Raw genomic sequence first — 25,467 nt, forward strand, 5'->3', positions numbered from 1 at the left:
GATGACCGACAAGGCGTACGCGGCCGGGTGGCGGCTTGTCCGAGGCCTGCCGGAGGGCGTGGCGCGCAAGGGCTTCGACGCGGGCGCGAACGCCGCCGCCCGACGATCGAACCGGAAGGCGCACCGTGGGCACCCGAACCAGCTGCGCCGCAACCTCGCTCGCGTGCTGGGTACGACTCCGGCGGCGGTGCCGGACAGCCTGATCGCGGCGAGTATGCGGTCCTATGCCCGCTACTGGCGCGAGGCGTTCCGGCTGCCCTCGATGGACCACACGGCGCTCGGACAGCTGCACGTGGACGGTGTCGAACACCTGGACGCGGCGCTGGCCCGGGGCAAGGGTGTGCTGCTGGTACTGCCGCACTCGGGCAACTGGGATATGGCCGGGGTCTGGCTGGTGCAGAACTACGGCCAGCTCACCACGGTCATGGAGCGTTTGAAGCCGGAGTCGCTGTTCGAGCGGTTCGTCGAGTACCGGGCGAGCCTGGGCTTCGAGGTGTTCCCGCTGACCGGCGGCGAACAGCCGCCGTTCCCGCAGCTGGCCGATCGGCTGCGGGCCAACAAGGTGGTCTGCCTGCTGGGGGAGCGCGATCTCACCGGCAAGGGGGTGCCGGTCACCATGTTCGGTGAACGCACCTGGCTGCCCGCCGGCGCGGCCAAACTGGCCGCCGACACCGGTGCGGCGCTGCTGCCCGTGCACTGCTGGTTCACCACCGAGGCCGACGGCCGCGAGGGCTGGGGCATGCGGGTCTTCGAGGCGCTGGATCTCTCCGGCGGCATCGCGCCCGCCACCCAGGCGCTGACCGACGTGTTCGCCGCCAATATCGCCGCCCATCCGGCGGACTGGCACATGCTGCAGCCGCTGTGGGAAAGCGACCTCTCGCAGGCCAGACTGGAACGTATCGCCGCTGCGCAACAGGCGCTGGGCTATGACGCGCAGGGGCCGCAGGGAACAGGGGCGCTATGAGAATCGGCATGGTCTGCCCGTATTCGTTCGATGTGCCGGGCGGGGTGCAAGCCCATGTCGTGGAGCTGGCGCAGGTGCTCATCGAGCGCGGCCACAAGGTGAGCGTGCTCGCGCCCGCCGCCGACGACACGCCGCTGCCCGATTTCGTGGTGTCGGCGGGCAAGGCCGTGGCCATCCCCTACAACGGCTCGGTGGCACGACTGTCCTTCGGGCCCACCGCCTATACCCGGATCCGCCGCTGGATCGCCGAGAACGACTTCGACGTCCTGCACATCCACGAACCCAACGCACCCAGCCTGTCCATGCTGGCGCTCAAGATCGCGGAGGGGCCTATCGTGGCCACCTTCCACACCTCGACCACGAAGTCGCTGGTGCTGAGCACTTTTCAGGGTGTGTTGCGGCCGTACCACGAGAAGATCAGCGGCCGGATCGCGGTGAGCGAGCTGGCGCGGCGCTGGCAGGTGGAGGCACTGGGCGGGGACGCGGTCGAGATCCCCAACGGTGTCGACGTGCCCGCGTTCGCGCACGCGCCGCTGCTGTCCGGGTATCCGCGCACGGGGAAGTCGGTGCTGTTCCTGGGCCGGTTCGACGAGCCGCGCAAGGGCATGGAGGTGCTGCTCGGCGCGCTGCCGGAACTGGTGCGCCGGCATCCGGAGCTCGAGCTGCTGATCGTCGGCCGCGGTGACGAGGACCGGCTGCGCCGCGAGGCGGGGGGGAACGCGGGACACCTGCGCTTCCTGGGCCAGGTGTCGGATGCCGAGAAGGCCTCGGCCATGCGCAGTGCCGATGTCTATGTCGCACCCAATCTCGGCGGCGAGAGCTTCGGCATCGTGCTGGTCGAGGCGATGGCCGCTGGGACCGCCGTGGTGGCCAGCGATCTGGACGCCTTCCGCCGGGTACTGCGCGACGGCACCGCGGGACAGCTGGTGCCGGTCGGTGACTCGGCGCGGCTGGGTGAGGCGATCAGCGGCATGCTCACCGACGACGCCCGGCGCGAGGAGTTCATCCGCACCGCCAATCAGGTTGTCGGCGAATATGATTGGCCGGTCGTGGCCGAGCAGATCCTGCGGGTGTACGAGACCGTGACCGTCGGCGACGTGCGCGTCAGGACCGCCGGATGATCACCTTCTCCGCGACGACCATCCTGATCCTCGCCCTCGTCGCGGCCCTCATCGTCACCGCCGCGGTCTGGGCATACACCACCGCCAACCGCCTCGACCGGCTGCACGTGCGCACCGACCAGGCCCGTCACGCGCTGGACGCGGCCCTGGCCCGGCGCGCGGTGGTGGGGCGCTCGGTGGCCACCACCCTGGCCGGGCTCTACGATCCGGCCCTGGTCGAGCAGGCCCGCCGGCTGTCCGCCCTGGCCGACCGTGCCGAACGCTCCAACTGGCGCGACCGCGAAACCGTCGAGAACCAGCTCGCCGCTGCGCTGTCCGGGGTCGACATCGCGCTGCTGCCACCCCAGCTGGTGGCCGAACTCGCCGATGCCGAGGCCCGGGTCCTCATCGCCCGCCGCTTCCACAACGACGCGGTCCGCGACACCCTCGCCCTGCGCACCCGCCGCCTGGTCCGCTGGCTGCACCTCGGCGGTACCGCACCGCTGCCGACCTACTTCGAGATCGCCGAGCGGGTCACCCCCGCCGCCTCCACCGGCCTCGATGTCGACACCGTCCGCACCTCGGCCCGCGTGGTCCTGGTCGACGAGAACGACCGGGTCCTGCTGCTGCAGGGTGTCGACCCCAAGGTCCCCGACGTCCCGTTCTGGTTCACCATCGGCGGCGGCGTCAACCCCGGGGAGACCCTGCGCGAGGCCGCGATCCGTGAGCTCTACGAGGAAACCGGCCACGCAGCCGATTCCTCGGCCCTGCGCGGCCCCCTCTGGCGTCGGGTAGCGGTCTTCCCTTTCAACGGCGAACTCATCCGCTCCGAGGAACTCTTCTTCGTCCTGCGCGCCAGAGCCTTCGACCCGGTTCCCACCAATCTCGACTACATCGAACGCCGCTCCATCACCGGCAGTAAATGGTGCACCCCCACCGACATCGCCCAGATCGACCACTCCGGCGAAACCGTCTACCCCTACCACCTCGACCAACTGCTCGCCGAGGCCATCGCGGCCGCCGACTCCGACATCGACCCCGAAGTCCGCTCCATCCGCTGACAGCCGCCGGCCCCGGTCCGGTGGGTGGGATCGGCGGCTGAAAGCCCGCATTCCGGGCGGCGGGCGGGGCTACGGTGGGGCGATCAATGGTGATCTGTGGCAAGGACTTACGGCATGAAGTTGATGTATGTGTTGTGGGGCGCGGGACTGGGGGAGCGGCTCCGGGGCGAGGAACTGCGCAAAGAGCTGGCCGGGGTGGGGGTGACGGCCTATCAGGTGAATGTGCGGGATGCCGATGTCGAGGCCGCGCAGGTGAAGCACACCACCTATGACGCGCCGATCGACGCGATCGTGAGCGTGTGGACCGAGGGCGAGCACGCGGCGGTCACCGACCTGCTACGGGCGGTGGCGGAGGACGTGAACGGGTGGGTCGTGGATGAGCGTCGGCCCATCGAGCCGCCGGTGGTCGAGGACGGGGTCCGGACCGACGCGCTGGCGAATATCGCGATTCTGCGGATTCCCGAGGACCTGACGCGGGAGGAGTGGCTGCATCGCTGGCACGTCCTGCACACGCCAGTGGCTATCGAGACCCAGGACACGTTCGGCTACGTCCAGAACACCGTCACCGAGGCGATCACCGACGGCAAGCGGGTCGATGCCCTCGTCGAGGAACTGTTCCCGATGGCGGCCATGACCAGCGCACATGCCTTCTACGGCAGCGGCGGGGACGACGCGGAACTGCAGCGGCGTGTGACGGCCATGATGGAGAGCGTCGTCCGCTTCGGCGCGCACCTGAACCTGGATCTGGTGCCCACGAGTCGGTACGTCTTCACCCTGGGCTGACCGGCGGCCTCCCGGACCTTCCCGTGATCTATGGCGCAACCTCCGCTAGGGTCCCTGGGAAGGTTTGCCGCGCAACGGAATCGGCGGACCGTGTGTGGAAGGTGGAAAATTCTTCGTGTCTTACCTGCTCTACGACTTCCTGGAACCGTTGATGGGCCCGGCCGCAGCCGAGTACTGGGCGACGATTTTCGTCGTCGGACCGCTGTAATAGCGGCACGGTAACCCTGGTGCTGTGACGCCCGTCATCCCTTGTGGGGCGGGCAGTCCAGTCGTGTCGGACTGGCTATGAAGTGGCCTGAAAGTGCCGCCTAGAATCGACCTGTTCGATTCCGAGCGATCCGATTGGCCCACATGACCCAGGAGTTTGCCGTGACCACGCCCGACACCACCCCGACCATCGGTACCGCCCGCGTCAAGCGCGGCATGGCCGAGATGCTGAAGGGCGGTGTGATCATGGATGTCGTCACGCCGGAGCAGGCCAAGATCGCCGAGGACGCCGGTGCCGTCGCGGTCATGGCGCTGGAGCGGGTCCCCGCCGACATTCGCGCCCAGGGTGGCGTGTCCCGCATGTCGGATCCGGACATGATCGACGGCATCATCAGCGCCGTCTCCATCCCCGTCATGGCGAAGGCCCGCATCGGCCACTTCGTCGAGGCGCAGATCCTGCAGTCGCTGGGTGTCGACTACATCGACGAGTCCGAGGTGCTGACCCCGGCCGACTACTCCAACCACATCGATAAGTTCGCCTTCACCGTCCCGTTCGTGTGTGGCGCGACCAACCTGGGCGAGGCGCTGCGCCGAATCACCGAGGGCGCGGCCATGATCCGCTCCAAGGGTGAGGCCGGCACCGGTGACGTTTCCAACGCCACCACCCACATGCGCAAGATCCGCGACGAGATCCGCCGCCTGACCTCCCTGCCCAAGGACGAGCTGTACGTGGCCGCCAAGGAACTGCAGGCCCCCTACGAGCTGGTCGCCGAGGTCGCCGAGACCGGCAAGCTCCCCGTCGTGCTGTTCACCGCCGGCGGCATCGCCACCCCCGCCGACGCCGCCATGATGATGCAGCTCGGCGCCGAGGGTGTGTTCGTCGGCTCGGGCATCTTCAAGTCCGGCAACCCGGCCGAGCGTGCCGCCGCCATCGTCAAGGCCACCACCTTCCACGACGACCCCGACGTCCTCGCGAAGGTCTCGCGCGGCCTGGGCGAGGCCATGGTCGGCATCAATGTCGAGGAGATCCCCCAGCCCCACCGCCTCGCCGAGCGCGGCTGGTAATCGGCTCCGCGAGAAGCGAATTCGACACCGCCGGGTGCTCCGTCCGGAGCCCCGGCGGTTGCCGTGTCAATTGCCGGTGATCTTGCTCAGGTCCGTGGTGCACGTGGCGAGGGCCAGCGAGCCGGTGGCCGTGTTCTCCACCAGCACCTTGTCGCCCTGCATGATGCGGCAGGTGATGGTCGCAGTGTCGTCGTCAGCGGCCGTCGCGCTGAGGGTGGCCATCTTCAGAAAGCCGGTCAGGGTGACATCCTTGCTCCACGGCAGTTGTGCCGAGGTGCTGGTCCCTGATCCCGTGTCCCCGACGCTATAGGTGATCGACGGCTTGACGTACGTGCCTTCGCCGGACCCGGTCACCTCGTAGCGGACATCCACGGTGCGCTTGGATTCCTTGGCGACATCATTCGCGGCCTTGCCGAACACCGCTGTGCAGGCTGCGAACGGCAGCACGATGAACAGCAGCAGTGCCCCCACGATCCACGGCCAGATCTTCCGTTTTTTCGGCGGTGGCGGCTGCATCGGATATCCCGGAGCCGGAACACCTTGGTACGTCATGAATCCCCTTGATTTGTATTCCTGTGGACCGGAGCGGAACCGTATCAGTGGAATTGCGCGCTGAGAACCGCCCGAGGCGGGGACGGATAGGTCGTCGAATCGGTAGGGGAATCCGTTGGTATCGGACGGAATTGGAGATTCTTACCGAAGTCGGCAGAGTGAGGATCTCGGGGGGATTCCGCAATTGCATTGTGCACGAGTGACCTTTGGCTACTGTCGGGTTGCCGGGTAGGTGCTGGGTGCCAAGGATCGGATGCGCGGCAGGCGCAGCGCTCCGGACTCGCCCATACCAGCAGCTACCTGCGTGCATACCATTCAGCAAACATCAGCTAATTCTTTCGGACTGTACTGCGGCAAAGGCACCACCTGGTGCTTCCTTACTGGTCTTCGGCTCAGCCATCGGTGAACCGTCATGAAAAGCCATTCCGGCAAGGAGCCGGCATGCGGGTAATCGACCACTTCGCCCATGGGTGGCTCAGCCTGGTCCTGGCCTGTGTCATGTCCGTCAACGGGTCGTTGCCGGCACTGCGGTACATGGTGCGGGCACGCGATCGGAACGGTCGCGGTGGATGGATCGTGACCGGGGCCATTGCGCTCGGGGACCGGGATCCGGGTCATGCACTTCATCGCGATGACGCTCGCCATCGCCGGTGGTGAGCTGAACGGGCTCGGCGAAAGCGGGCGCGGACACGCCGCCCGGGTGGTGGCCCGAGAGCCCGCTTGCTGGTCTCATGAACGCTGGCATCGCTGCCGAACACCCTCGAGGCGAAAGGACCGCCATGCCCGCCGCGTCCCGTACGGTGACCATCGCCCGCCCCGTCGACGAAGTGTTCGCCTTCTTCGCCGACTCGACCAACAGCGCCCGCTGGCGCACCGGCGTCAAGGAGATCACCGCCGAAGGCGCGCCCGCCGTGGGCACCATCTACCGTCAGACGGTCTCCGGTCCCGGCGGCCGGGGCATCCCCGCCGACGTCCAGATCACCGAGTACATCCCGAACGAGAAGGTCGTCCTTCACGGCATCGCGGGACCGCTGCGTCCCACGGTCACCTATGCCTTCGCGCCGGTGGCGGAGGGCACCGCGGTGACCTTCTCACTCGCCGCGGAACTGTCGGGCCTCAAGCGGCTGCTCATGAACGGCCCGGTCCAGAAGACCATGACCGCAGAGGTTTCCGGCCTGGATCGCGCCAAGGCCCTGCTCGAGTCCGGCACGGCCTGACCGCGTCGGGACCGGACACGGTCACGCCCGGCGCGCGGTCCGGAACCGGGCCCGTCGCGCCGCGGTGATCACCGCCCACCCGCGCCCGGATTTCGAGCGCCGCATCCTGACCGCCGTCACCGACGGCATCGCCCATCGCCGGGACACCACCTTCGGGAATGTGAAAGCTGATGTCCTGGAACACTTCTCGCCAGGATTTCGGCGCGGCGACCTCGTCGAGGTCATTCTCGGCTCGCCCTGGACGGCCTGACTTCGCCCCGGTGGTGACCCGCAGCCGAATAGCCGCGGACCAGCGGCAGGTACACGGTGTCGACGATGTCCACCAGCGTTGCCGCGTCCCCGGACTGTTCCCGCAATTGAGTGAGCAGTTCGGGCTCGTTCGCGAGCTGGGAGAGCAGGCTGCGCAGGATCTCTGGACTTGGCGAGCCCAGGACTGGTGAAAGCTCTTCAGCCCGAGGGCGGTTCGCTGAACTGGGAGCCCAAGGCGGCGTTCGGGGCCCTGGCGAAGCAGGCGGAATCGCGCTGAGTTCCGTGCCGCGGCTCGGCCGATCGCGATCGGCCGGCGGGCTCAGCCGACCCGGATCGCCGGCCGGTCAGGATGGTCCCAGGCGACCTGGATATCGGGTTCTTCGGCGTGCTCGCGTTGGAACTCGAGCAGCCCGTCCACGGTGAACAGGGTCGCCGCGTCCGTCCGGCGCCGCAGTGCTCCCTGCGACATACGCAGGCCGACAGTCAGATCGAAGTCCAGCCCGCGCCCGAGCAGCATGGGTCCGGCGACGAACAGCACCGTGGTGTCGTCGGCGGTGCGGATGCGGGCCCGGGCGGAGCGATCGGCGCGTTCGTCCCAGAGTGCGGGCAGGTAGCGCCCGGTGTCCCGAAGCGGTTTGAGGACTTCGCGATTCAGCGCAGCGTAGTCGAACCACCCGGTGCGGTAGGTGAATTCGCTGTCGCGATCGTATTCCAGGCGCACGGAGGCGGGCCGGACGAAATCGTGCAGCGACACCACCGCGGCGGGACGGCCCCGGGTGCGCAGGAGTTCGGCGACCCCGTTCGCGACGGTGAGCGGGTCCGCGGCATCGGCGCCGTCCACCGCGATCACCGCATACCCCGGCAGCGCCATGGCTCGCTCGGCGATGAGCAAGCGCAGGGCGTCGGGGCTGATTGCGGTGAAATCGGGCACGAGACCATCTTGGCCGAGGTCTCGTGCCCGGTCACCTCGGGTCAGCGGTACTCGGCCAGGCGCGGCCGGACACCGAGCAGTACCAGGACCGCGGCGACCACGGCCGCGCCGTACGGCAGCCATGTGCTCCAGCCCGACAGCTCGTTCTCGCCCTGGGCGATCGCGGTGTCGAAGGCGTGCTGGTTGATGTCGATGGTCGACACCAGGGCCTTGTCGTAGGCGGCGAAGTGGTCGTTGGAAGCGCCGGTGTCGAGCGCTATGGCCGCCCGCAGGTCCGAGCCCGCCAGTCCGCGCAGCGTGTGATCGTCGTGTTGGTAGGCCTGATAGGTGAGCAGGCTCTGTTCGGCGGCCTGGCGCTCGCCGGCGAAGGTGATATTGCGCAGTTCCTCGCCGAGGAAGGAGTCGGCGCTGATGGCCTGCGCGAGATCGCCGCTGTGTGCGCCGATCGCCTGGTCGAGCGCGCCCGCGTAGTCGTCGACGCCGCGCGCCTGGACGCCGGCCAGCCGCTGCGCTTTCCCGAAGTAGCTCTGCTGATACGCCGCCGCGTGTGCGGGGTCGAGCAGGTACCGGCTCTCGTCGGCATTGGCGTCGTAGCTCAGCGCCCGCGCCTGCCGCAGTGCCAGCAGCGAGTCGAAGGCGTCGTGCTTGGCGACGGTGAGCTGGTGTGCCGCAGCGGTATTCGCGAGGTAGCCGCCGGTCAGCACCCCCAGCGTCAGTACAGTGGTCGCGGCCAGCGCCGGGTTGACCCGCCGGTGCAGCATCACCCGCAGCACGACCTGCAATCCCGCCAGCACGCCGAGCAGCAGCAGGCCGAGCACGGCTATGCGCACGCGGGCCGCGACCGTGGTGTGCTCGCTGTCCTGGTACGCCTGGCTCAGTACACCGCTGTTGGTGTCGGCCAGCTTCTGGGCGCGCGACTCCAGATCCGGCACCATCCCCGTTGCCGCCCGGTACGCCTCCAGGGTGCGCGCCGAGGGCTGCCCCGCCGCCCCGCGATCGAGATCGCCGAGCTGGAAGGTGTCCGCGGCCAGCGCCTCGTATTGCCCGAACTTGTCGAGCAGCTCCCGGATCTGCCGGGACGCATCGTCATTGGTGGCGATGGTCATGGCCTGCTGCAGGTCGGCATCGGCCTGCACCCGGCGTTGCTCGTAGACGGTCAGCGCGTTCTTGCGCACGCTTTCCAGCGTCGAATCGTTTCCGGCGAGTAGCACATTCGCCAGCTGCGCGTCCATGTCCGCGAGCGCGAAGTACAAATCCTCCGTGGCGGTCACCGTCGGCGCCGTGTGGTTGCCGATGACGTCGATCCCGTGCCGGGTCGTTCGTGCGTCGGCGGCCATCACCAGCGCGGTCACCGCGGTGAGCACGACCGCGGCGATCGCCAGCAGCCGGATCCAGCCCGGGGTGTCCGACCGCCCGGGCAGCAATCCACGCAGCCGCGCGAGCGCGCCCGTGGCCGGATCGGCCTCGGTGCGCGGAGTCTGGGGACGGGTGAGCATCGTCGTCATGACGGGTTGTCCTGCTTCAGGGTGAGAGTGGTCCACGCGCCCAGGTGAATACGGTCACCGGACCGCACCGGCACCGCCTGCCCGCGCGGAATGGGATCGGCGGCCGCGTTCACGCGGGTGCCGTTGGTGGAGCCGAGATCGATGATGGCCCAGCTGTTCCCGGGCTGGGCGACGAACAGCACGTGTAGATGCGAGACGCCCGGATCATGCGGGGGACCGGTGAGATCGATCTCGGGATCGATACCCTTGGACGCGCTGAAGCGGCCCACCCGCACCTGCGCGCCCCGCAGCGCGAAGACGCGTTCGGGGCAGTAGGCGGGGAATTCGACGTCGTCGTCCTCGCTGCGCATCGTGTCGAAGTACTCACGATCAGCGAAAACTGTTGCAGTCCAAGCTGTTCCGGACGGTTCAGGAGTCGGCAGCGGCGCGACTACCGTCGGTGCCGGTGCGACCACGGTCGGTGTCGGTGCGACAACGGTCGCTGCGGGCCCGGCCGCGGTGGCCGCCGGCGCGGCCATGGTCGCCGCGGGCCCGCCCGCCACGAAGTCGTAGCTGCATCCCTCGCAGAACCGCCCCGTCTGCGGCTCCCCGCATACCGGGCACGGCATCCCCGCGGGTTCCGGTGCGGGCGCGGGTTTCTCGCCCGCCTCCATGAGCAGCCCGCACACATCGCAGTAGTCGGTGGAGACCGAATCGTGTCCGGCCGGACAGGTCAGCATGTCGCCTCGCTCATCGCTTGTGCACGCGTGAGGTCTTGGTCGACCGTGTATCCAGGGTCATCTCGTCGGCCTTCGTCACCGCGGACTTCAAACGCACCGTCCCGGTGCGCGCGTCGAGCACATCGACAACGCCTTCGAGCAGCTTGGCGGTGTCCTCGTTGCCGGAGGCGGCCGCGATCTGCACCGCGCGCCCGAGCTTCTTGGTGGCGGTGTCGAAGTCGCCGTCGCGGCGCGCGGCCAGGCCCGCCTGGATGACATCGGCGAGCTCGGCCTGCCCGGTGTAGTGGGCCACCTCGGGGCTGATCTTGCTGGACTGCACGACATCATCGGTCCAGACGGCCTTGACCAGACCCTGCCCGAGCACCTCGGCCTGATCGCCGCTGCCGCGCACCAGGCTGACCCGCCCCGCGAGCATGACGTCGCCCAGGCCGCCGGGCGCGACCTCGATGCAGATGTGGTAGTCGCGGCTCTCCGCCCCGCCCCATGATCCGGTCGGGTATTCGCCGGTCTGCGCGCCGTTCTCGGTGCGCCGCCCGGTCAGATCGAGCAGCTCCGGCGCGACCTGCTTGACGAACTTCACGGCGGCCCCGCGCGGCGTCCACAGCCGCAGCGCGACATCGGCGACGGACTTGCCCATCGCGGCCGTGGTCATGGCCTGGAAGTCGGCCGCCAGATCCTTGGGGTCGGCGACGATATCGCAGGTGCCGAGCAGCGCGCTCGAGACCTTGCGCAGCTCGGCGATCTCCCAGTCGGTGCCCACGCCCCGGCAGTCGCACACGTAAACCCCGGTGCTGGCGGTGATTTCGGCGTCCAGCTGCTGAGGTGTCTCGTGCTCGTCGCGGCCGTCGGTGAGCAGGATTGCGTGCCGTAGCCCGTCCCGGTTCCCGAACAGCTGTCGCGCCAGCCGCAGCCAGGTGCCGATGGCGGTGCCGCCGCCCGCCCGCAATTGCTGCACGGCCGCAACGGCATTGGCCTTGTTTGCGGGGGTGGCCGTGATCAGCGACGGCGTCACCGGGTACACCATCCGCGCCACGTCGGTGCCCGCCACCACCGCGAAGTCCACGCCATCGCGCACCGCGGAAATCGCTGCGGCGGTGGCGTTCTTGGCGGCGGCCAGCTTGCCGTAGCTGTGATCCATGCTGCCCGAGCAGTCGACGATGATCACCTCGGCCGCCCTGTTGCCGGCCGGCATCCCGCCGCCGCCCGTGGCGGTCACAGTGACCACCGCATTGACGCGGGTGGCTCCGGCGGGCAGGTATTCGTTCTGGAAGGTTTCGATCTGGAAACCCAAGGGCTGGTTCATGGTCGGAGATTCCTCGAGGTAGCGGGAAACGGAGCGACGGCGACGGTGATGTTGTCCCCGCCGCCCGCGGCCAGCGCCAGATCGGCCAGGTGATGCGCCGCGGCGCGCGGATCGGTCCGGGCCGCGGGCAGAGCGAGCTCGGCGAGCCGGTCGGCGTCGGGGTAGTAGTTCCACAGCCCGTCGCTGCACAGCAGCACCGCACCCGGCCCGTCCGGCACGAAGGTGCGCAGGTGGGGTTCGATGGCGTCGGCGTCGGCGCCCAGCCAGGCGGTGAGGGTATGGGCATCGGGCATGGACATGGCGGTCGACTCGTCCACGCCGAGCTCGACGAGCCCGGCCGCGACCGAATCGTCGGTGCTCAACCGCCGCGGCGGGATCGCGGCCGGATCGGTGGTCAGCCAGTAGGCGCGGCTGTCGCCTATCGATCCGACGGTGACCGCGCTCGCGGTGACCACCGCGGAGACGATGGTGCACGACGGTGTGCGATCGCCGCTGTCGCCCAACGCCGCCACGGCATCCGCCGCCGCGCCGATGGCCAGGATGGTCGCCGCCTCCGATCCGGTGCCCGCGGTCAGTTCGTCCGCGAGCCGATCGGCCGCGGTGGCGGCGGCGCGCTGGGCGGCGTCGTCGGCGTGGTCGGAGCTGGACACTCCGTCGCACACCACCAGGATTCGGATTCCCGTCCCGGGGAGCACTCGCAACGCCATGGCGTCCTCGTTGTGCGCGTGGCGTTTTCCGCGATCGGTGACCGCGGCGACCGCGTCCATGTCGAGCTCGTGCCGGTCCGACACCGCCGGTTGCATGCCGCACACCCGGCAGAAACCGTCCGCGTCGAGTATTCCGGCCGGACATGAAGAACAGCGCACCGCGGGTGGTTCGGCGGGCACCAGTGCGGCGCCGCAGTCCTCACAGAAGCGGTCGCCGTCGGCGAACTGCGCGCCGCACATCGGGCACACGCCGGTGCCCTCTGTCGTGGCCGTCATCATCATGCCCCTCACACCCAGCTCACCGGTCGAACGGCATTGGCGCGGTTCACCAGATCGCGACGCGCCAGTCTGTCCGAGGCCAGCCGCGCCAGCTCTCGAAACTGGAATTCGAGCGCGGTGCGCAGGTCCCGATCGGCGAACCGGCAGCCCAGCACCAGCGCCCCCGGTTCGATCGGCTGGGCGGACGCCAGCGTCCGCGCGGCATCGAGGACGGCAATGCTCTTCCACGCCTTGTGTTCCGGATCCAGCGCCAGCCCGGAGAGCCGGTTGCCCGCGGCCACCAGATAGCCGTGCCGGCTCGTCCCGCCCACGAGCTGCGCCCCGAGGGCGGCGAGCTGGGCGGCGGTGTGATGGCTGGAGCTGACGGGCACCGATTCCGCGGCCGCGATGGCCCCGTCGATATCCCGCTCCTGTAGCCGCGTGCGCGCCAAACCGAATGCAGCACTGGGGTATCCGTTGTCGGTGCGCCACACCTGCAGGTAGAGCCGCGACGCCCCGTCGTGGTCGCCGGTGTATTCCCGGGCAACCGCGAGTGCGAGCTTGGCGGCGGCCTCACCGGGCAGCATGCCGTAGACGGTGTCGAAATGTTCTTGCGCGTCGGCGAAATCGCGGCGGGTCAGCGCGGCCAGCCCGCGGTACCAGGTGATGCGCCAGTCGGCGTCCTCGGACTCCTCCAGCGCGGCCAGCTCGGTGAGCGCGGTATCGGTGTCACCGCTTTCGATTCGGGCGCGGGCCAGCGCCAGCGTCACCTCCGGGGAGGACACCGGCGCGGTCTCCAGCGCGGTCACCAGCTGCCGGGGATCGCCGATGGAGGTGGTGGCGAGGAACCCGGCCGCGGCATCGGCCGGGTCGACCACGGGAACCGGCAGCGCCGCCGCGATGGCCTGCGGGTCCGGGGTCGCGGGCCACTGCTCCGGGTCGGCCCCGAAAGTCGTGCGCTCGCCGCTGAATACGGTCGACAGCGCCGGGCGCGGCTGCCCGTCGGTGGTGGCCACCACCTCGCGCAGCACCCCGGTCACCTGCTCGGCCATCTCCGAAGCGGACCCGAATCGCTCGTTCGGATCGGCGGCGGTCGCGCGTTCCAGCAGCCGCCGGAACGACGGGAACTGCGCCAGCAGCGGCACCTCCGCGGCAGGCGGCAGGGCGTACCTGTAGGCACCGCGGTAGTCGAAGTTGAAGGTCAGTACCGCCAGTGTGCGCGCCACCGTGAACAGGTCCGATTCCACCGAGGCGCCTTCGGTTTCCAGCTCCGGCGCGCAGTAGCCGTCGGTCTTGAACCCGGCGCTCTCCTCGTCGTCCATATGGCGGACCGCTCCCAGGTCGATGAGCTTGAGCTGCTCCTCGGTCTGGATCATATTGTCGGGCTTGAAATCGCAGTACAGCAGGCTCATGCCGTGCAGATAGCCGAGCGCGGGCAGGATCTCCAGAATGTAGGCCAGCCCCTGGGCCAGCGGCAGCGGCTGCATCCGGCCGGACGAATCGCGCTGGGAGCGCAGCTCTTTCAGTGACGCGCCGCCCACGTACTCCATGACGATGTAGCCGACCGGCTCATGCGTGCGCGGGTCGGGGTGCTTCACGAAGTTGAAGATCTTGACGATATTGGGATGTTCCACCGACGCCAGGAACTGCCGCTCGGCCACCGCAGCGGCCATGGCGTCGGCATCACCGGTGTCCAGCAGGCCCTTCAGCACCACCCAGCGGTCGCTGACATTGCGGTCGCGGGCCAGGTATATCCAGCCCAGGCCGCCGTGGGCCAGGCAGCCCAGCACCTCGTACTGCCCGGCCACCAGATCACCGGCGATCAGCTTGGGGGTGAAGGAGTAGGCGGTGCCACAATTGCGGCAGAAGCCCTCGGTGCGGCCGGGTACGCCGTCGCGGCCGCGGCCCACCCGCTGCTCGCAGCTGCTGCAGAAGCGTTCGTTCTCCGGCACCTGCGGGTCGGCCATGACCGCCGTGGACGGATCCCGGTACGGCACTTGGGGAATCGACACCAGGCCCGCGCCGAGGCGGCCGCGGCTGGAGCGTGCGGTCCGGGTGGACCGGGAGGACGAGCGGCTGGTGCCGCGCCGGCTCTGGCGGCCGGAGCGAGTCGAGCCTGTCCAGGTAGGAGCGTACGTCGCGGATACGGACTGTCCGTTGGGTCCCGATGCGGCGGTATATGCCGCGGTGCCCGGTAGCACCTGCGCCTCGGCCACGGGCGCGAGCCCGCACTCGTCGCAGAAACCGTCCAGAATGGTGCCGCCGCAACCCGGCCGCAGGCAGTTGGTCATCGTCATGCCGTCTTCTCGGTGATCGCCTGCTGATACTCGGCCACCGCGCGTGTGGCGGCGGCGAGATCGCAGGGGGCGGAATGCAAGAGCTCGTAAGCGTGGCGGTAGCGCGCGTCCACGACCGGATCCTCGCTCAGCCGCAGCCGCGCGCCCTTGGCGCGGTAGGCGTCGACCCGGCCGCGCAGTTCGTCGCGGCGGTCCAGCAACGCCACGGCATTGTCGCGCGCGGTGTCGGCGCCGGCGCGGGCGCCGTCGATGTCCCGTGAAAGCGCCGCCACCTCGTCATCGACACGGGTCCAGTGGCGGTCGCCGTCGCCGGCACGTAGTCGCGCGAGCCGATCCCGCAGCGGGGCAAGGGGTTCGATGGCGACGGGTGTGAAACCGAGGATCTTGACCGCGGTGGTCGCCGCGGCCGCGGTCGCCGCTTGCTCGGCCGCCTCGGCCGCGTCGACGGCCGCGGCCAACCGCTCCAGCCGTTCGTCGACGCTGTCGCGGCGGGCCCCCAGCTGCTCGAGCTGGGCCTGCACTTCGTCGAGTTCGTCCGCGAGCGCCGTCTCACCGTCAGCGCTGGGGCTTCGCTCGGCCAGGCTCAGCGGGTCCGACATGGCCAGTGCGCGTTCGGTGTTCAGCCGCGCCTCGACGCCGTCGAGACGCGCCGGCAGTGGATGGCCGATGACGGCCAGATCCAACTCCGCGGCCAGCCGCCGCAGTTCCAGCAACCGTGCCCCGGCCCGATCCACGCCCGGCAGGAATGCCGAGGACACCGCGTCGGCGGTGGCCGCGATCCGGGCCACTTCGCGATAGGCCGCGGTCATCTCGGCCACCAGCTGCGCGAGCGTCATCGAGCGGCGCACTGCGGCGGGGCCCAGCAGATCCCGTTCACTCATCGGAATCGGCTGCGGCGCAAGTACAACCGACGGACCGCACAGCAGATCGGTCAACGCGGTCAGCTCCGCGTGTCCCGGGCGTGTCCGCCGTGCCCGCACCTCGTGCGCCTGCGCCACCACGCCCTCGAACAGGCGGAGCTGCGCCCACAACCAATCCAGCCGAGCCCGCGCCGCGGTCCACCGGGCGGCGCTCACACCCACCAGCGGCACGCCGTCGAGAAACCGCACACCCGGATGATCCTCCAGCTCCGCGAGATTCGCGGAGATCTCGCGGTGATCGGCGTCGAGCCGGGCCAAGGTCTGATCGACCTCGGCGATTGCCAACACTGGCACCCCCCTGTAGAAGCGATGTCCATCGACAGGCGCAAGCCCGTCAGCACATGCTGCCATCGCTGGGCGTAAGCAAACCGTAAGGATTTTCCGGGTTCCGCAGCACAGTCGCGGCACGGCCGGGCGAGGATGGGCCTTCGGCCTACTTCCGGGCGCCGGTGGGGGCGGTGATCACGGCGACCGCCTCCGCATACCAGCGGAATAGCCGAATCGGCGGCAGGGGAGCGGCATTCAGCTCCACCCAGCACTCCGCGACCGCGGCACGCGCGGTCACCCCGATCCACGGCCGGGGGAGCAGCTCCGGCGGCAGCAGCGGATCGGACACGACCGCACGATCGAACTCGCTCGCCAAAGTGATTGCGAGCGAAAGCTGTCGGGCCGGATCCGCGGTGCGCAGCGCCGGCAGGGTGCGCTCGGCGGCCGCGAGCAGGCGCTCGTACCCGGCGGCCAGCGTGTCCAGCGGCCACAGCCGCGCCGTGAGCTCCGGACCCCCGGTGATCCCCCCGACCGACAGCTCACCGGTCGACAGCGTGGTGAGCTGCCCATCGATGTCGAGTTTCGCTGCCAGGGAACGGATTCGGTCCTCCCAGGCGTGCGGCGACACGTACAGCCCGCCCTGGATCGGCGCGCCACCGTGGTACACGATGGCCTCACGCATGGCGCCACGCGCCTGCCGATTGGCCTCCGGCACCGCGAAGGCCACCAGATGCCAGACGCCGTCCCACGGCACCTCCCCGCGATCCTGGGCATAGGCGAAGCGCAAATTCTCCAGATCGGGTTCGATGGTCCCCAGGGTGCCCTCGGTGGCGCGCAGCACCGCCCTGCGCCCGCGTCCCTCGTGCGTGAATCGCCCCTCGGCCACCAGCCTTTTGATGCACAGCCGCACCTGCTGATCGCTCATGCCGAGCACGGCCGCGACATCGTAGAGCTCACCGGCGTCGATCGTGGCGTCCTCCCGGATCATGCTCTCCACGAGCGTCCGGGTCGGAATCTCGGTGGCCGGAATCAGATCGTCCACGGCGTGCTCCTCACTCCACGATGCACGGTGCTACCCGACCGGTTCCCGCTCGATGACGACCGGTGAGCCGCCGCCGAATTCGCGGCCCAGATCCGCGAAGAACCGCGGCGCGTCGATGACCGCCTCCGGCGGATGCACCCCCGGCCGGCGGGCGCAGCCGTCGATGACCTGGGACATGCCCAGCGCCAAGGGAATCCCGGTCGCCCGCTCCATATCGCCGAACAGCTTATCGATGCCACCCGCCACCGACGGGTCCAGGTGCGCCAGCACCCGATATTCGCGCCCCGCCCGCCGACCCGACAGGGCGGCGAAGAACGGCGGCAGATTCCCCGGCCCGCGGGTCCGCAGGGCCGTCGGCACCGAGCGGGCGATCCGCGCCAGCGTCGGCCGCGCCAGCTCCCGCGCGGCCGCCTCGTTGGTGAGCCGGCCCGCGTCGATATCGCGGCGCAGCATCTCCAGATAGGCCAGCGTCGACGGCGTCACCACCATCAGATTGGCCGCGTCGCCGACGGGTTTCAGGCTGCGCTGCAAGGTGATCGGCTCGGGGTGGCCGATGGTGTAGGCGGTGCCGTGCCGCCCGCCCGGCAGGGTGAGCTCGACCGGGCGCAGGGGGCGCTGCGCGACCACCCGGCCTGCCGTCACCGCCGAGATGCTGCCGCTGCTCTGCTGCATCCAGTGGATGGCCGCCGCTGTCGGCTGCCCGTCGGCGAGCAGCGACTCCTCGCCGCCGCCCGCGCCCGGAACATCCACCGGCCATGCGGTATACGCGTCGAGCACGGTGTCGAGCTCGGCCGCCGCCAGCGCCGCGAGCAGATTGCTGATCCCGGGACTGGCACCCATTCCCACGATCGCGCACACCCCGGCCGCCCGCGCTCGGTCATCGAGCCCGAGCATGTCGACCGTCGGCTCCCAGTCGTCGCAGATATCGAGATAATGCGTGCCGGTGTCGATGGCGGCGGCCAGCACGGTGCGGCCGAATCGGTAGTAGGGGCCGACGGTATTGAGCACCAGATCGACCTGCACGAGTGCGTTGCGCAGCGCGAGGGCGTCGGTGACATCGAGCGGGCGCGCGGACACCGGTACCCGGGCGTCGGCGAAGCGCCGGGCCACCGCCGCGGCGGCCTGCCCGTCACGATCGGCGATCACGATCCGCTCGACGCCCAGCAGCCGGGCGGCGGTGTCGACGGCGGCGGCGCCCATCGCGCCCGCCGCGCCCAGGGCGAGGACCTTCATGGCGTACTCCTGTGCGGTATCAGTGGTTCGGTGGATGGCGGCGTACTCGCGCAACGCGTCGAGATAGCCCGGGGCATAGAGGGATCGGGGCGCGAACAGCGCGACCAGGAAGGACCGCAAGCCGCCGGGCTTGTCGAGAATGCCGAAGTCGTGCTGGACGATCACCCATCCGCTCGCCGACAGCACCAGTGCGGCAACACAACTCGTGGCGATGCCGGTCCCACGCTTCCAGCTCATAAAACTATCGTACCAAAAACGATCGTATGGAGATTGATAGATTCATGTGGTTGTTAGCCTGAGCACGACAATCGCGAAGGGACGGGTGCATGGCGACGATCGAAGAGGCGCTCGAAATAGAGCAACTCGAACGCGACATCTTCCGTGGCGCGTCCACCAAGACGCAGCTGCCACGCACATTCGGCGGGCAAGTGGCGGGGCAGGCGCTGGTGGCGGCGGTACGCACGGTGGATCCGCACTATCAGGTGCATTCACTGCACGGGTATTTCCTGCGGCCGGGCAATCCGGAGCGACCCACCGTCTACCTGGTGGACCGCATCCGCGAAGGCCGCTCCTTCTGCACGCGCCGAGTCACCGGCGTGCAGAACGGCGAGGCCATCTTCACCATGTCGGCCTCCTTCCACGTCGGCGACGAAGGACCCGAGCATCAGGACCGGATGCCGTCGGTGCCGCCGCCGGCCGAGCTGCCCGACGCCAAGGAGTCCATGAGCCCGGAACGGCTGTGGGCCATGCGCGAATGGGAGCACTGGGACATTCGCAACATCCCGCAGGAGGACGTGGACCGCCGCGACGGCCTGGCCGCCCAGCAGCAGGTGTGGTTCCGCTATCGGCACGCGCTGCCCGACGATCCGCTGTTCCACGTCTGCACCCTGGCGTACATGAGCGATATGACCCTGCTCGGCTCGTCCAAGGTCATCCACCCCGACGAGCCCACCCAGAACGCCTCGCTCGACCACGCCATGTGGTTCCTGCGCCCGTTCCGCGCCGACGACTGGCTGCTCTACGACCAGCAGTCGCCCTCGGCGGGCGCGGGTCGCGCGCTGACCGGCGGGCGGATCTGGAACCAGGCCGGGGAACTGGTCGCGGTGGTCATGCAGGAGGGGCTGACCCGCACCTTCCGTGACGAGCAGGCCGAGTCGTACCCGGCCGGAACCGCCTGAGCCGCACCCGAAACCATCCCAGCCGCATACAAATCGAGCGCGCCGCCGGTGAATTCCGGCGGCGCGCTCGGGTTTTCGGTGATCAGGCGGTCTGCACCCGCAGGTGACACACCACCGTGTCGTTCATCTTGCGCAGCACCCGCTCCAGCTCGTCACTGCGATGGCTGGGCAGCACGTGGTTCCACCCGGCGGGCGGCTCGATCTCGGCGATCACCACCACCTTGCGCCGGCCGGTGAAGTGGTCGGCGACATAACGCGCCACCGGCCCGCCCACCGTCGAATCGCCGTCCTCGAGCAGCACCAGGCGCACATCCGGATGCCAGGCCTCCCACTCCTTGGTGAACACGGTGATGTTCTCGCCCGGCAGGCACACGTGCACCGCGGTCACGTCTCGGCCCAGCGACATGGCCGCCGAGAGCGCCTCGCGGCTCAGCTCCGACACCTCCGACACCGGTACCACGATCGCGGTCTCGGTGGCCTTCGGCTCGGCGGGCACACAGCCCGCGCCGCGGCAGCCGTCGATCCGGGTGTAGATCGTGCGGATCCGCTCCATGGCCACCACCAGCAACGGCAGCACCACCACGATCAGCCACGCGCCCTCGGTGAATTTCATTGCGGTGGTGACGATCAGCGCCACGAAGGTGAGCACCGCGCCGAAGCCGTTCAGCGCCGCCCGCCACTGCCAGCCCCGGGTGCGCACGTCCAGCCAGTGCCGGACCATGCCGACCTGGGCGATGGTGAAGCCCACGAACACGCCGATCGCGAACAGCGGCACCAGCGCGTTCATATCACCGCGGGACGCGGCCAGCAGCACCGCCGACGAAATGCCCAGCGCGAGCACGCCGAAGCGATACACCTGCCGTTGCGAGCTCACCGCGAAACGGTGCGGCAGCGAATTGTCGTCGGCCAAGATCTTGGTCAGCGTGGGCAATCCGCCGTAGGAGGTGTTGGCCGCCAGCGCCAGCAGGATCACGGTCGCGAATTGCACGATGTAGTAGGTGATTCCGTGGCCCAGTGCCGCCTCGGTCAGCTGTGACAGGATCGTGGTGCCCTCGATCGGGTGGATCGAGAACTTCCCGATGAGCGTGGCCAGCCCGATGAGCATGAGGCCAAGCAGCACACCCAGAGCCACCTCGGCCCGCTGCGCGCGCCTGACCTTGGGCTGCGCGAAGCTGGGCACCGCGTTGGCGATGGCCTCGACGCCAGTCAGGGCCGCGCAACCGCTGGAGAAGGCCTTGAGCAGCAGCAGGATTCCGATATTGCGGGCGTTCTCGGCGACCGCGGCGCCGGTCTCGACGGTGGCCGGATGCGATCGCAACAGGCCTGCGACGATGACGACGAATATGCCGAGCACGAACACCACGGTCGGGGCCATGAAGGCCCGCGCGCTCTCGCGAATGCCGTACAGGTTCAACACGGTGATCCCGACCAGAACCGCGAGGCAGATCCACACCGTGTAGGGGAAGAGCGAGGGGAACGCCGAGGTCAGCGCCGCCACGCCCGCGGCGATCGACACCGCCACATTCAGGATGTAGTCGACGATGAGCGAGGCCGCGGCCACCAGGCTGGTGCGCCGCCCGAGCCGCGCCTTCGCCACCGCGTACGCGCCGCCGCCGTTCGGGAATGCCGCGATCACCTGCCGGTAGGAGAGGGTCAGCACGGTCAACAGCACCACGATCGCCAGGGTCACCGGCAGCGTGAAGCCGAGCCCGGCCGTCCCGGCGGCCGCCAGGACCAGCACGATCGCCTCCGGCCCGTAGGCCACCGAGGCCATGGCGTCGAGCGAGAGTCCAGCCAGCCCGGTCGCGACGGTCAGCCCGTGCCGCGGCGGAGGCGGAGCGTCGACCCCTCCGCGCGGCCCGGGCGAGGCTTGCGGTAGCAAATCAGTCACATGCCGCAGTGTTCACCCGGAAGCGCTGATGGACACCCCTCCTTACGGTTCCCTGACACCCTGGGTGAGCAGGGCCACACACTCCCGCAAACGTATGCTCGACGGCGTGAAACCGAGGATTGGTGTGCTGGCGCTGCAGGGCGATGTGCGTGAACACCTGCATGCTCTCGAGGCGTGCGGGGCGGATGTGGTGCCCGTGCGCCGCGAATCCGAGCTGGCCGCGGTCGACGGTCTGGTGCTGCCCGGTGGCGAATCCACCACCATCAGCAAGCTGTTGGAGGTCTTCGACCTGCTGGAACCGGTCAGGCAGCGACTCCGTGACGGGCTGCCCGCCTACGGCTCGTGCGCGGGCATGATCCTGCTGGCCTCCGAGGTGCTCGATACCCGCCCCGACATGAAGCCGCTGCACGGCATCGATATGACCGTGCGCCGCAATGCCTTCGGACGGCAGGTGGATTCCTTCGAAGCCGACGTGGACTTCGCCGGTCTCGACGGCCCGGTCCGTGCGGTGTTCATCCGGGCGCCCTGGGTCGAGCGGGCCGGGGACGGTGTCGAGGTGCTGGCCCGGGTGCCCGCGGGTCCGGCGGCCGGACGCATCGTCGCGGTCCGCCAAGGCAATGTCATGGCAACCTCCTTCCATCCCGAAGTGACGGGCGATCTGCGGGTGCACAAGCTGTTCGTCGACACCGTGGTCCGTCCGCGGGCCGGAGTCTGAGCGAGCACTCGAGTAGACTGGTGCAGTTGTCCGTCCGCCGGGGCGGGTACGTTGCCACTTGAACGACAGCGCCCCCTGAAACGAGGAAGTAGGGAATGAGCGGCCACTCAAAATGGGCCACCACCAAGCACAAGAAGGCCGGGATCGACGCGAAGCGCGGCAAGCTCTTCGCGAAGTTGATCAAGAACATCGAGGTGGCGGCCCGCACCGGTGGTAGTGACCCGGACGGCAACCCGACTCTGTACGACGCCATCCAGAAGGCGAAGAAGTCGTCGGTCCCCAATGACAACATCGAGCGCGCCCGCAAGCGCGGCGGTGGTGAAGAGGCCGGTGGCGCGGACTGGCAGACCATCATGTACGAGGGCTACGGCCCCAATGGTGTCGCCGTGCTGATCGAGTGCCTCACCGATAACCGCAACCGCGCCGCCGGTGAGGTGCGCGTGGCCATGACCCGCAATGGCGGCAATATGGCCGACCCGGGTTCGGTGTCGTACCTGTTCCACCGCAAGGGCCTCATCACCCTGGAGAAGAACGGCCTGTCCGAGGACGATGTGCTCATGGCGGTGCTCGACGCGGGCGCTGAAGAGGTCAACGACCTGGGCGAAGCCTTCGAGATCATCTCCGAGCCGGGTGACCTGATCGCCGTGCGCACCGCCCTGCAGCAGGCCGGAATCGACTACGACTCCGCCGAATCGAGCTTCCAGCCGTCGATGTCGGTGGCCGTCGACGCCGAGGCCGCGCGCAAGGTGTTCAAGCTGATCGACGCGCTCGAAGACAGCGACGACGTGCAGAACGTCTTCACCAACATCGACGTCTCCGACGAGGTGCTGGCCGAGCTCGACGCCTGATCGAGCTCCGAACGACGCGGGCCGCTTCCCGAACCGGGAGGCGGCCCGCGTCGTATGTCCCGGGCTCCACGGGTGCCGGGTGCGAGAATCGCGGCGTGCCCGAATTGCGCGCCATCCGAGGCGATATCACCGAGCAGCAGGTCGATGTCATTGTGAACGCCGCGAATTCCTCTCTGCTCGGCGGTGGGGGAGTGGACGGGGCGATCCACCGCAGGGGCGGACCGGAGATCCTCGCCGCCTGTCGCGCATTGCGGGCCTCCCAGTACGGCCGTGGCCTGAAGACCGGGCAGGCGGTCGCCACCACCGCCGGAAACCTCCTCGCCCGCTGGGTGATTCACACCGTCGGCCCCGTATGGTCGGCGACCGAGGACCGCTCCGCGCTGCTGGCCTCCTGCTACCGCGAATCCCTGCGCGTGGCAGACGAACTCGGGGCGGAGACCGTGGCGTTCCCGGCCATCTCCACCGGCGTGTACGGCTGGCCCATGGACGACGGCGCCCGCATCGCCGTCGAGACCGTGCGCGGCGCCGAAACCGGGGTACGGGAGGTGCGGTTCGTGCTTTTCGGCGACGAGGCGTTCCGAATCTTCGCCGCGGCGCTCGCCGCGAATCCGGGTGCCTGAGCGGGCGAATTGGGGGTTTACCCCGATGCGCGCCAAACCTCCTGTGCGACAAGCTGAATCCCGGGTCGGGTCACAGTCGATAGGAGTTGATTCACACATGGCTCAACGGTTGCTGGTCGGTCTGGGCGCTGCGGCCCTGATCACCGCCGCGGCTGGTGCCCTGGCCCCGGCGGCATTCGCGACGGATCTGGCCGAAGGAGTTTCGTGCAGTGATCGCAGCTGCCGCAACGACACCGACGACATCTATCGAATCCAGGTGCGGGTGCACTGCTCGGGATTCGGTGACGGGTACGAGACGTCGGTCTGGGTGAACAGCCACACCACCGAACAGCTGCAGGTCGGGTGCACCGGCCACTGGGTGTCCGGCGGGTTCCGCCCCGGCACGCCCTCGATGAACTCCGACGGCACCTGGAACTCGCCTCCGATGGAGCGGGAGCCCGACAGGTTCGAGCCCAGTTACCTGACGGGTATCGACTACCTGAGTGCCGTGGTCGACAACAGCGGCCGCCGCCGCCCCGACGCCCCCGCGCCCAGCGGCTCCTGATTCCGGCCGGATCACCCGAGCCCGCACCGCGACCGGCCGTGTCGATGGACAATGTCGCCGCGAGGGTCCGTTAGACTCTCGAACAGTTGTTCGTTCATGGTGAGAGGGGTTTCGGTGCGGGTGATGGGCGTCGACCCCGGGCTCACCCGGTGCGGCATCAGCATGATCGTCGGCAGCATGGGCCGGCAGGTCTCCATGCTCGCCGTCGACGTGGTGCGCACGCCGCCGGAAATGGAGCTGGCGCAACGGCTTCTGCTCGTCGCCGACGCCGCCGAGGCATGGATGGACGCCCATGAGCCCGAAGCCGTGGCCATCGAACGCGTCTTCTCCCAGCACAATGTGCGCACCGCCATGGCCACCGCGCAGGCAGGCGGCGTCATCGCGCTCGCGGCCGCCCGGCGGCAGATCCCGGTGCACTTCCACACGCCGTCTCAGGTGAAGGCGGCCGTCACCGGCAACGGTTCGGCGGGCAAGGCGCAAGTGACCGCCATGGTGACCCGTATCCTCGGGCTGGCCGTCGCTCCCAAGCCCGCCGACGCCGCCGACGCGCTCGCCCTGGCCATCTGCCACTGCTGGCGTGCACCCATGCTGGAACGCATGGCCAAGGCGGAGGCGATGGCCGAGCGGCAACGGCGCATGTACGAGGAAAGGCTTGCCCAGCAACGGAAGGCGGTAACGCGGTGATCGCGTCGGTACGCGGCGAGGTACTCGAGATCGGGCTCGACCATGTGGTCATCGAGGCGGCGGGGGTCGGCTACCGGCTCAATGCCACCCCGGCCACCCTGGCCGGGCTCACCCGCGGCGAGGACGCCCGGCTCTACACGACCATGATCGTGCGCGAGGACTCCATGACGCTGTTCGGCTTCGCCGACACCGAGGCGCGGGAGCTGTTCGTGCTGTTGCAGACCGTGTCCGGGGTGGGACCGAAGCTGGCCATGGCCGTGCTGGCGGTGCTCGAACCGGAGGCGCTGCGCAAGGCGCTCGCGGAATCGAATGTGGCGGCGCTGACCCGGGTTCCGGGTGTCGGCAAGCGCGGCGCCGAACGGATGGTGGTCGAGCTGCGGGACAAGGTGAATCTGGTTCCGGTGCAGTCCGGCCCGCCCGGATCGGGGCCCGCGCCCGTGGCCACCCCGGTGCGCGAGCAGGTGGTGGACGCTCTCATCGGGCTCGGCTTCCCGGCCCGGCAGGCGGAGGGGGCGGTGGACGCCGTGCTGGCCGACCAGCCGGGCATCGGCACCTCGCAGGCGCTGCGCACGGCGCTCGGGCTGCTGGGCAAGAATCGATAGGCCGT

The 25,467-nt window shown here is 69.3% G+C and carries 24 protein-coding genes and 2 pseudogenes; 14 read left to right on the forward strand and 12 right to left on the reverse strand.

The features are described 5' to 3' along the window. The first annotated feature begins 1 nt into the window (after position 1). The 5 genes from ACIRRA_RS09090 (at position 2) to pdxS (ending at position 5,180) form a co-directional block, all read left to right on the forward strand. The gene (locus ACIRRA_RS09090; protein WP_402765913.1) at positions 2 to 964 is read left to right on the forward strand and encodes a phosphatidylinositol mannoside acyltransferase; all 963 of its coding nucleotides are present in this window, start codon (positions 2 to 4) and stop codon (positions 962 to 964) included. Next, positions 961 to 2,085 carry a glycosyltransferase family 4 protein gene (locus ACIRRA_RS09095; protein WP_402765177.1) on the forward strand — a complete coding sequence of 375 codons (1,125 nt, stop codon included), beginning with the start codon at positions 961 to 963 and terminating at the stop codon, positions 2,083 to 2,085. The genes ACIRRA_RS09090 and ACIRRA_RS09095 overlap by 4 nt, the downstream gene beginning before the upstream one ends. After that, on the forward strand, positions 2,085 to 3,125 hold the full coding sequence (locus tag ACIRRA_RS09100; protein ID WP_402765915.1) for an NUDIX domain-containing protein: 1,041 nt from the start codon (positions 2,085 to 2,087) through the stop codon (positions 3,123 to 3,125). The genes ACIRRA_RS09095 and ACIRRA_RS09100 overlap by 1 nt, the downstream gene beginning before the upstream one ends. 114 nt (positions 3,126 to 3,239) lie before the next feature. Continuing rightward, positions 3,240 to 3,908 (forward strand): hypothetical protein, encoded by a 669-nt coding sequence (locus ACIRRA_RS09105; RefSeq protein WP_402765180.1) that lies wholly within the window; start codon positions 3,240 to 3,242, stop codon positions 3,906 to 3,908. Positions 3,909 to 4,259: 351 nt separating this feature from the next. Next, the gene (gene pdxS / locus ACIRRA_RS09110) at positions 4,260 to 5,180 is read left to right on the forward strand and encodes a pyridoxal 5'-phosphate synthase lyase subunit PdxS (protein WP_402765182.1); all 921 of its coding nucleotides are present in this window, start codon (positions 4,260 to 4,262) and stop codon (positions 5,178 to 5,180) included. 66 nt (positions 5,181 to 5,246) lie between these two features. Here the strand turns inward: pdxS and ACIRRA_RS09115 are convergent, their stop codons facing one another. Further along, entirely contained in the window at positions 5,247 to 5,732 is a 486-nt protein-coding gene (locus tag ACIRRA_RS09115; protein WP_402765185.1) for an MmpS family transport accessory protein, read from the reverse strand. Between the two features lie 779 nt (positions 5,733 to 6,511). On the opposite strand from ACIRRA_RS09115, the gene ACIRRA_RS09120 reads away from it, so the two are divergent. Together ACIRRA_RS09120 and ACIRRA_RS09125 are read left to right on the forward strand one after the other, a co-directional pair. After that, positions 6,512 to 6,949 carry an SRPBCC family protein gene (locus tag ACIRRA_RS09120; RefSeq protein ID WP_402765188.1) on the forward strand — a complete coding sequence of 146 codons (438 nt, stop codon included), beginning with the start codon at positions 6,512 to 6,514 and terminating at the stop codon, positions 6,947 to 6,949. A gap of 58 nt (positions 6,950 to 7,007) precedes the next feature. Continuing rightward, positions 7,008 to 7,199 (forward strand): annotated as a pseudogene (locus tag ACIRRA_RS09125) (diguanylate cyclase); the annotation flags it as partial. A gap of 318 nt (positions 7,200 to 7,517) precedes the next feature. On the opposite strand, the gene ACIRRA_RS09130 reads toward ACIRRA_RS09125, so the two are convergent. The 10 genes and pseudogenes from ACIRRA_RS09130 to ACIRRA_RS09175 form a co-directional block, all read right to left on the reverse strand. Further along, positions 7,518 to 8,129, reverse strand: a complete 612-nt coding sequence (locus ACIRRA_RS09130) for a hypothetical protein (protein ID WP_402765191.1) — start codon at positions 8,127 to 8,129, stop codon at positions 7,518 to 7,520. Positions 8,130 to 8,170: 41 nt separating this feature from the next. Then, entirely contained in the window at positions 8,171 to 9,634 is a 1,464-nt protein-coding gene (locus ACIRRA_RS09135) for a hypothetical protein (RefSeq protein WP_402765194.1), read from the reverse strand. Next, complete coding sequence (locus ACIRRA_RS09140) at positions 9,631 to 10,353, reverse strand: FHA domain-containing protein (protein ID WP_402765197.1); 723 nt, start codon at positions 10,351 to 10,353, stop codon at positions 9,631 to 9,633. The genes ACIRRA_RS09135 and ACIRRA_RS09140 overlap by 4 nt, the downstream gene beginning before the upstream one ends. Positions 10,354 to 10,363: 10 nt before the next feature. Next, the gene (locus tag ACIRRA_RS09145) at positions 10,364 to 11,656 is read right to left on the reverse strand and encodes a VWA domain-containing protein (RefSeq protein ID WP_402765199.1); all 1,293 of its coding nucleotides are present in this window, start codon (positions 11,654 to 11,656) and stop codon (positions 10,364 to 10,366) included. Further along, positions 11,653 to 12,639: a PP2C family serine/threonine-protein phosphatase gene (locus ACIRRA_RS09150; RefSeq protein ID WP_402765202.1), complete on the reverse strand. Its 987-nt coding sequence runs from the start codon at positions 12,637 to 12,639 to the stop codon at positions 11,653 to 11,655. Before ACIRRA_RS09150 ends, ACIRRA_RS09145 begins: the two co-directional genes overlap by 4 nt. An 11-nt stretch (positions 12,640 to 12,650) precedes the next feature. Continuing rightward, entirely contained in the window at positions 12,651 to 14,918 is a 2,268-nt protein-coding gene (locus tag ACIRRA_RS09155; RefSeq protein WP_402765205.1) for a tetratricopeptide repeat protein, read from the reverse strand. Beyond that, positions 14,915 to 16,123, reverse strand: coding sequence for a hypothetical protein (locus ACIRRA_RS09160; protein WP_402765207.1), 1,209 nt, complete (start codon positions 16,121 to 16,123; stop codon positions 14,915 to 14,917). Before ACIRRA_RS09160 ends, ACIRRA_RS09155 begins: the two co-directional genes overlap by 4 nt. Before the next feature lie 148 nt (positions 16,124 to 16,271). After that, the gene (locus ACIRRA_RS09165; RefSeq protein ID WP_402765918.1) at positions 16,272 to 17,093 is read right to left on the reverse strand and encodes a PaaX family transcriptional regulator C-terminal domain-containing protein; all 822 of its coding nucleotides are present in this window, start codon (positions 17,091 to 17,093) and stop codon (positions 16,272 to 16,274) included. Between the two features lie 84 nt (positions 17,094 to 17,177). Further along, positions 17,178 to 18,380, reverse strand: a complete 1,203-nt coding sequence (locus tag ACIRRA_RS09170; protein WP_402765920.1) for a saccharopine dehydrogenase family protein — start codon at positions 18,378 to 18,380, stop codon at positions 17,178 to 17,180. Between the two features lie 36 nt (positions 18,381 to 18,416). After that, positions 18,417 to 18,518: pseudogene (locus ACIRRA_RS09175) on the reverse strand (alpha/beta hydrolase); the annotation flags it as partial. Between the two features lie 188 nt (positions 18,519 to 18,706). Between ACIRRA_RS09175 and ACIRRA_RS09180 the strand changes: the two are divergent. Continuing rightward, positions 18,707 to 19,558 carry an acyl-CoA thioesterase gene (locus ACIRRA_RS09180; RefSeq protein WP_402765209.1) on the forward strand — a complete coding sequence of 284 codons (852 nt, stop codon included), beginning with the start codon at positions 18,707 to 18,709 and terminating at the stop codon, positions 19,556 to 19,558. An 82-nt stretch (positions 19,559 to 19,640) separates the two neighbouring features. Here ACIRRA_RS09180 and ACIRRA_RS09185 read toward each other — a convergent pair whose 3' ends face one another. Next, the gene (locus ACIRRA_RS09185) at positions 19,641 to 21,332 is read right to left on the reverse strand and encodes an APC family permease (RefSeq protein WP_402765923.1); all 1,692 of its coding nucleotides are present in this window, start codon (positions 21,330 to 21,332) and stop codon (positions 19,641 to 19,643) included. A 211-nt stretch (positions 21,333 to 21,543) separates the two neighbouring features. On the opposite strand from ACIRRA_RS09185, the gene pdxT reads away from it, so the two are divergent. The 6 genes from pdxT (at position 21,544) to ruvA (ending at position 25,462) form a co-directional block, all read left to right on the forward strand. Then, positions 21,544 to 22,164, forward strand: a complete 621-nt coding sequence (gene pdxT / locus ACIRRA_RS09190) for a pyridoxal 5'-phosphate synthase glutaminase subunit PdxT (protein WP_402765926.1) — start codon at positions 21,544 to 21,546, stop codon at positions 22,162 to 22,164. A gap of 95 nt (positions 22,165 to 22,259) precedes the next feature. After that, the gene (locus ACIRRA_RS09195; RefSeq protein ID WP_379385415.1) at positions 22,260 to 23,012 is read left to right on the forward strand and encodes a YebC/PmpR family DNA-binding transcriptional regulator; all 753 of its coding nucleotides are present in this window, start codon (positions 22,260 to 22,262) and stop codon (positions 23,010 to 23,012) included. A gap of 95 nt (positions 23,013 to 23,107) precedes the next feature. Beyond that, positions 23,108 to 23,632 (forward strand): O-acetyl-ADP-ribose deacetylase, encoded by a 525-nt coding sequence (locus ACIRRA_RS09200; RefSeq protein ID WP_402765213.1) that lies wholly within the window; start codon positions 23,108 to 23,110, stop codon positions 23,630 to 23,632. A 97-nt stretch (positions 23,633 to 23,729) separates the two neighbouring features. After that, positions 23,730 to 24,176 (forward strand): hypothetical protein, encoded by a 447-nt coding sequence (locus ACIRRA_RS09205; protein ID WP_402765215.1) that lies wholly within the window; start codon positions 23,730 to 23,732, stop codon positions 24,174 to 24,176. Positions 24,177 to 24,290: 114 nt separating this feature from the next. Beyond that, complete coding sequence (gene ruvC / locus ACIRRA_RS09210) at positions 24,291 to 24,860, forward strand: crossover junction endodeoxyribonuclease RuvC (RefSeq protein ID WP_402765928.1); 570 nt, start codon at positions 24,291 to 24,293, stop codon at positions 24,858 to 24,860. After that, complete coding sequence (gene ruvA / locus ACIRRA_RS09215; RefSeq protein WP_357008029.1) at positions 24,857 to 25,462, forward strand: Holliday junction branch migration protein RuvA; 606 nt, start codon at positions 24,857 to 24,859, stop codon at positions 25,460 to 25,462. Before ruvC ends, ruvA begins: the two co-directional genes overlap by 4 nt. The last annotated feature ends 5 nt before the right edge of the window (positions 25,463 to 25,467 follow it).

Origin of the sequence: Nocardia sp. NPDC101769 (genome assembly GCF_044766925.1) — a bacterium.
In the GTDB taxonomy this organism is placed as follows: domain Bacteria; phylum Actinomycetota; class Actinomycetes; order Mycobacteriales; family Mycobacteriaceae; genus Nocardia.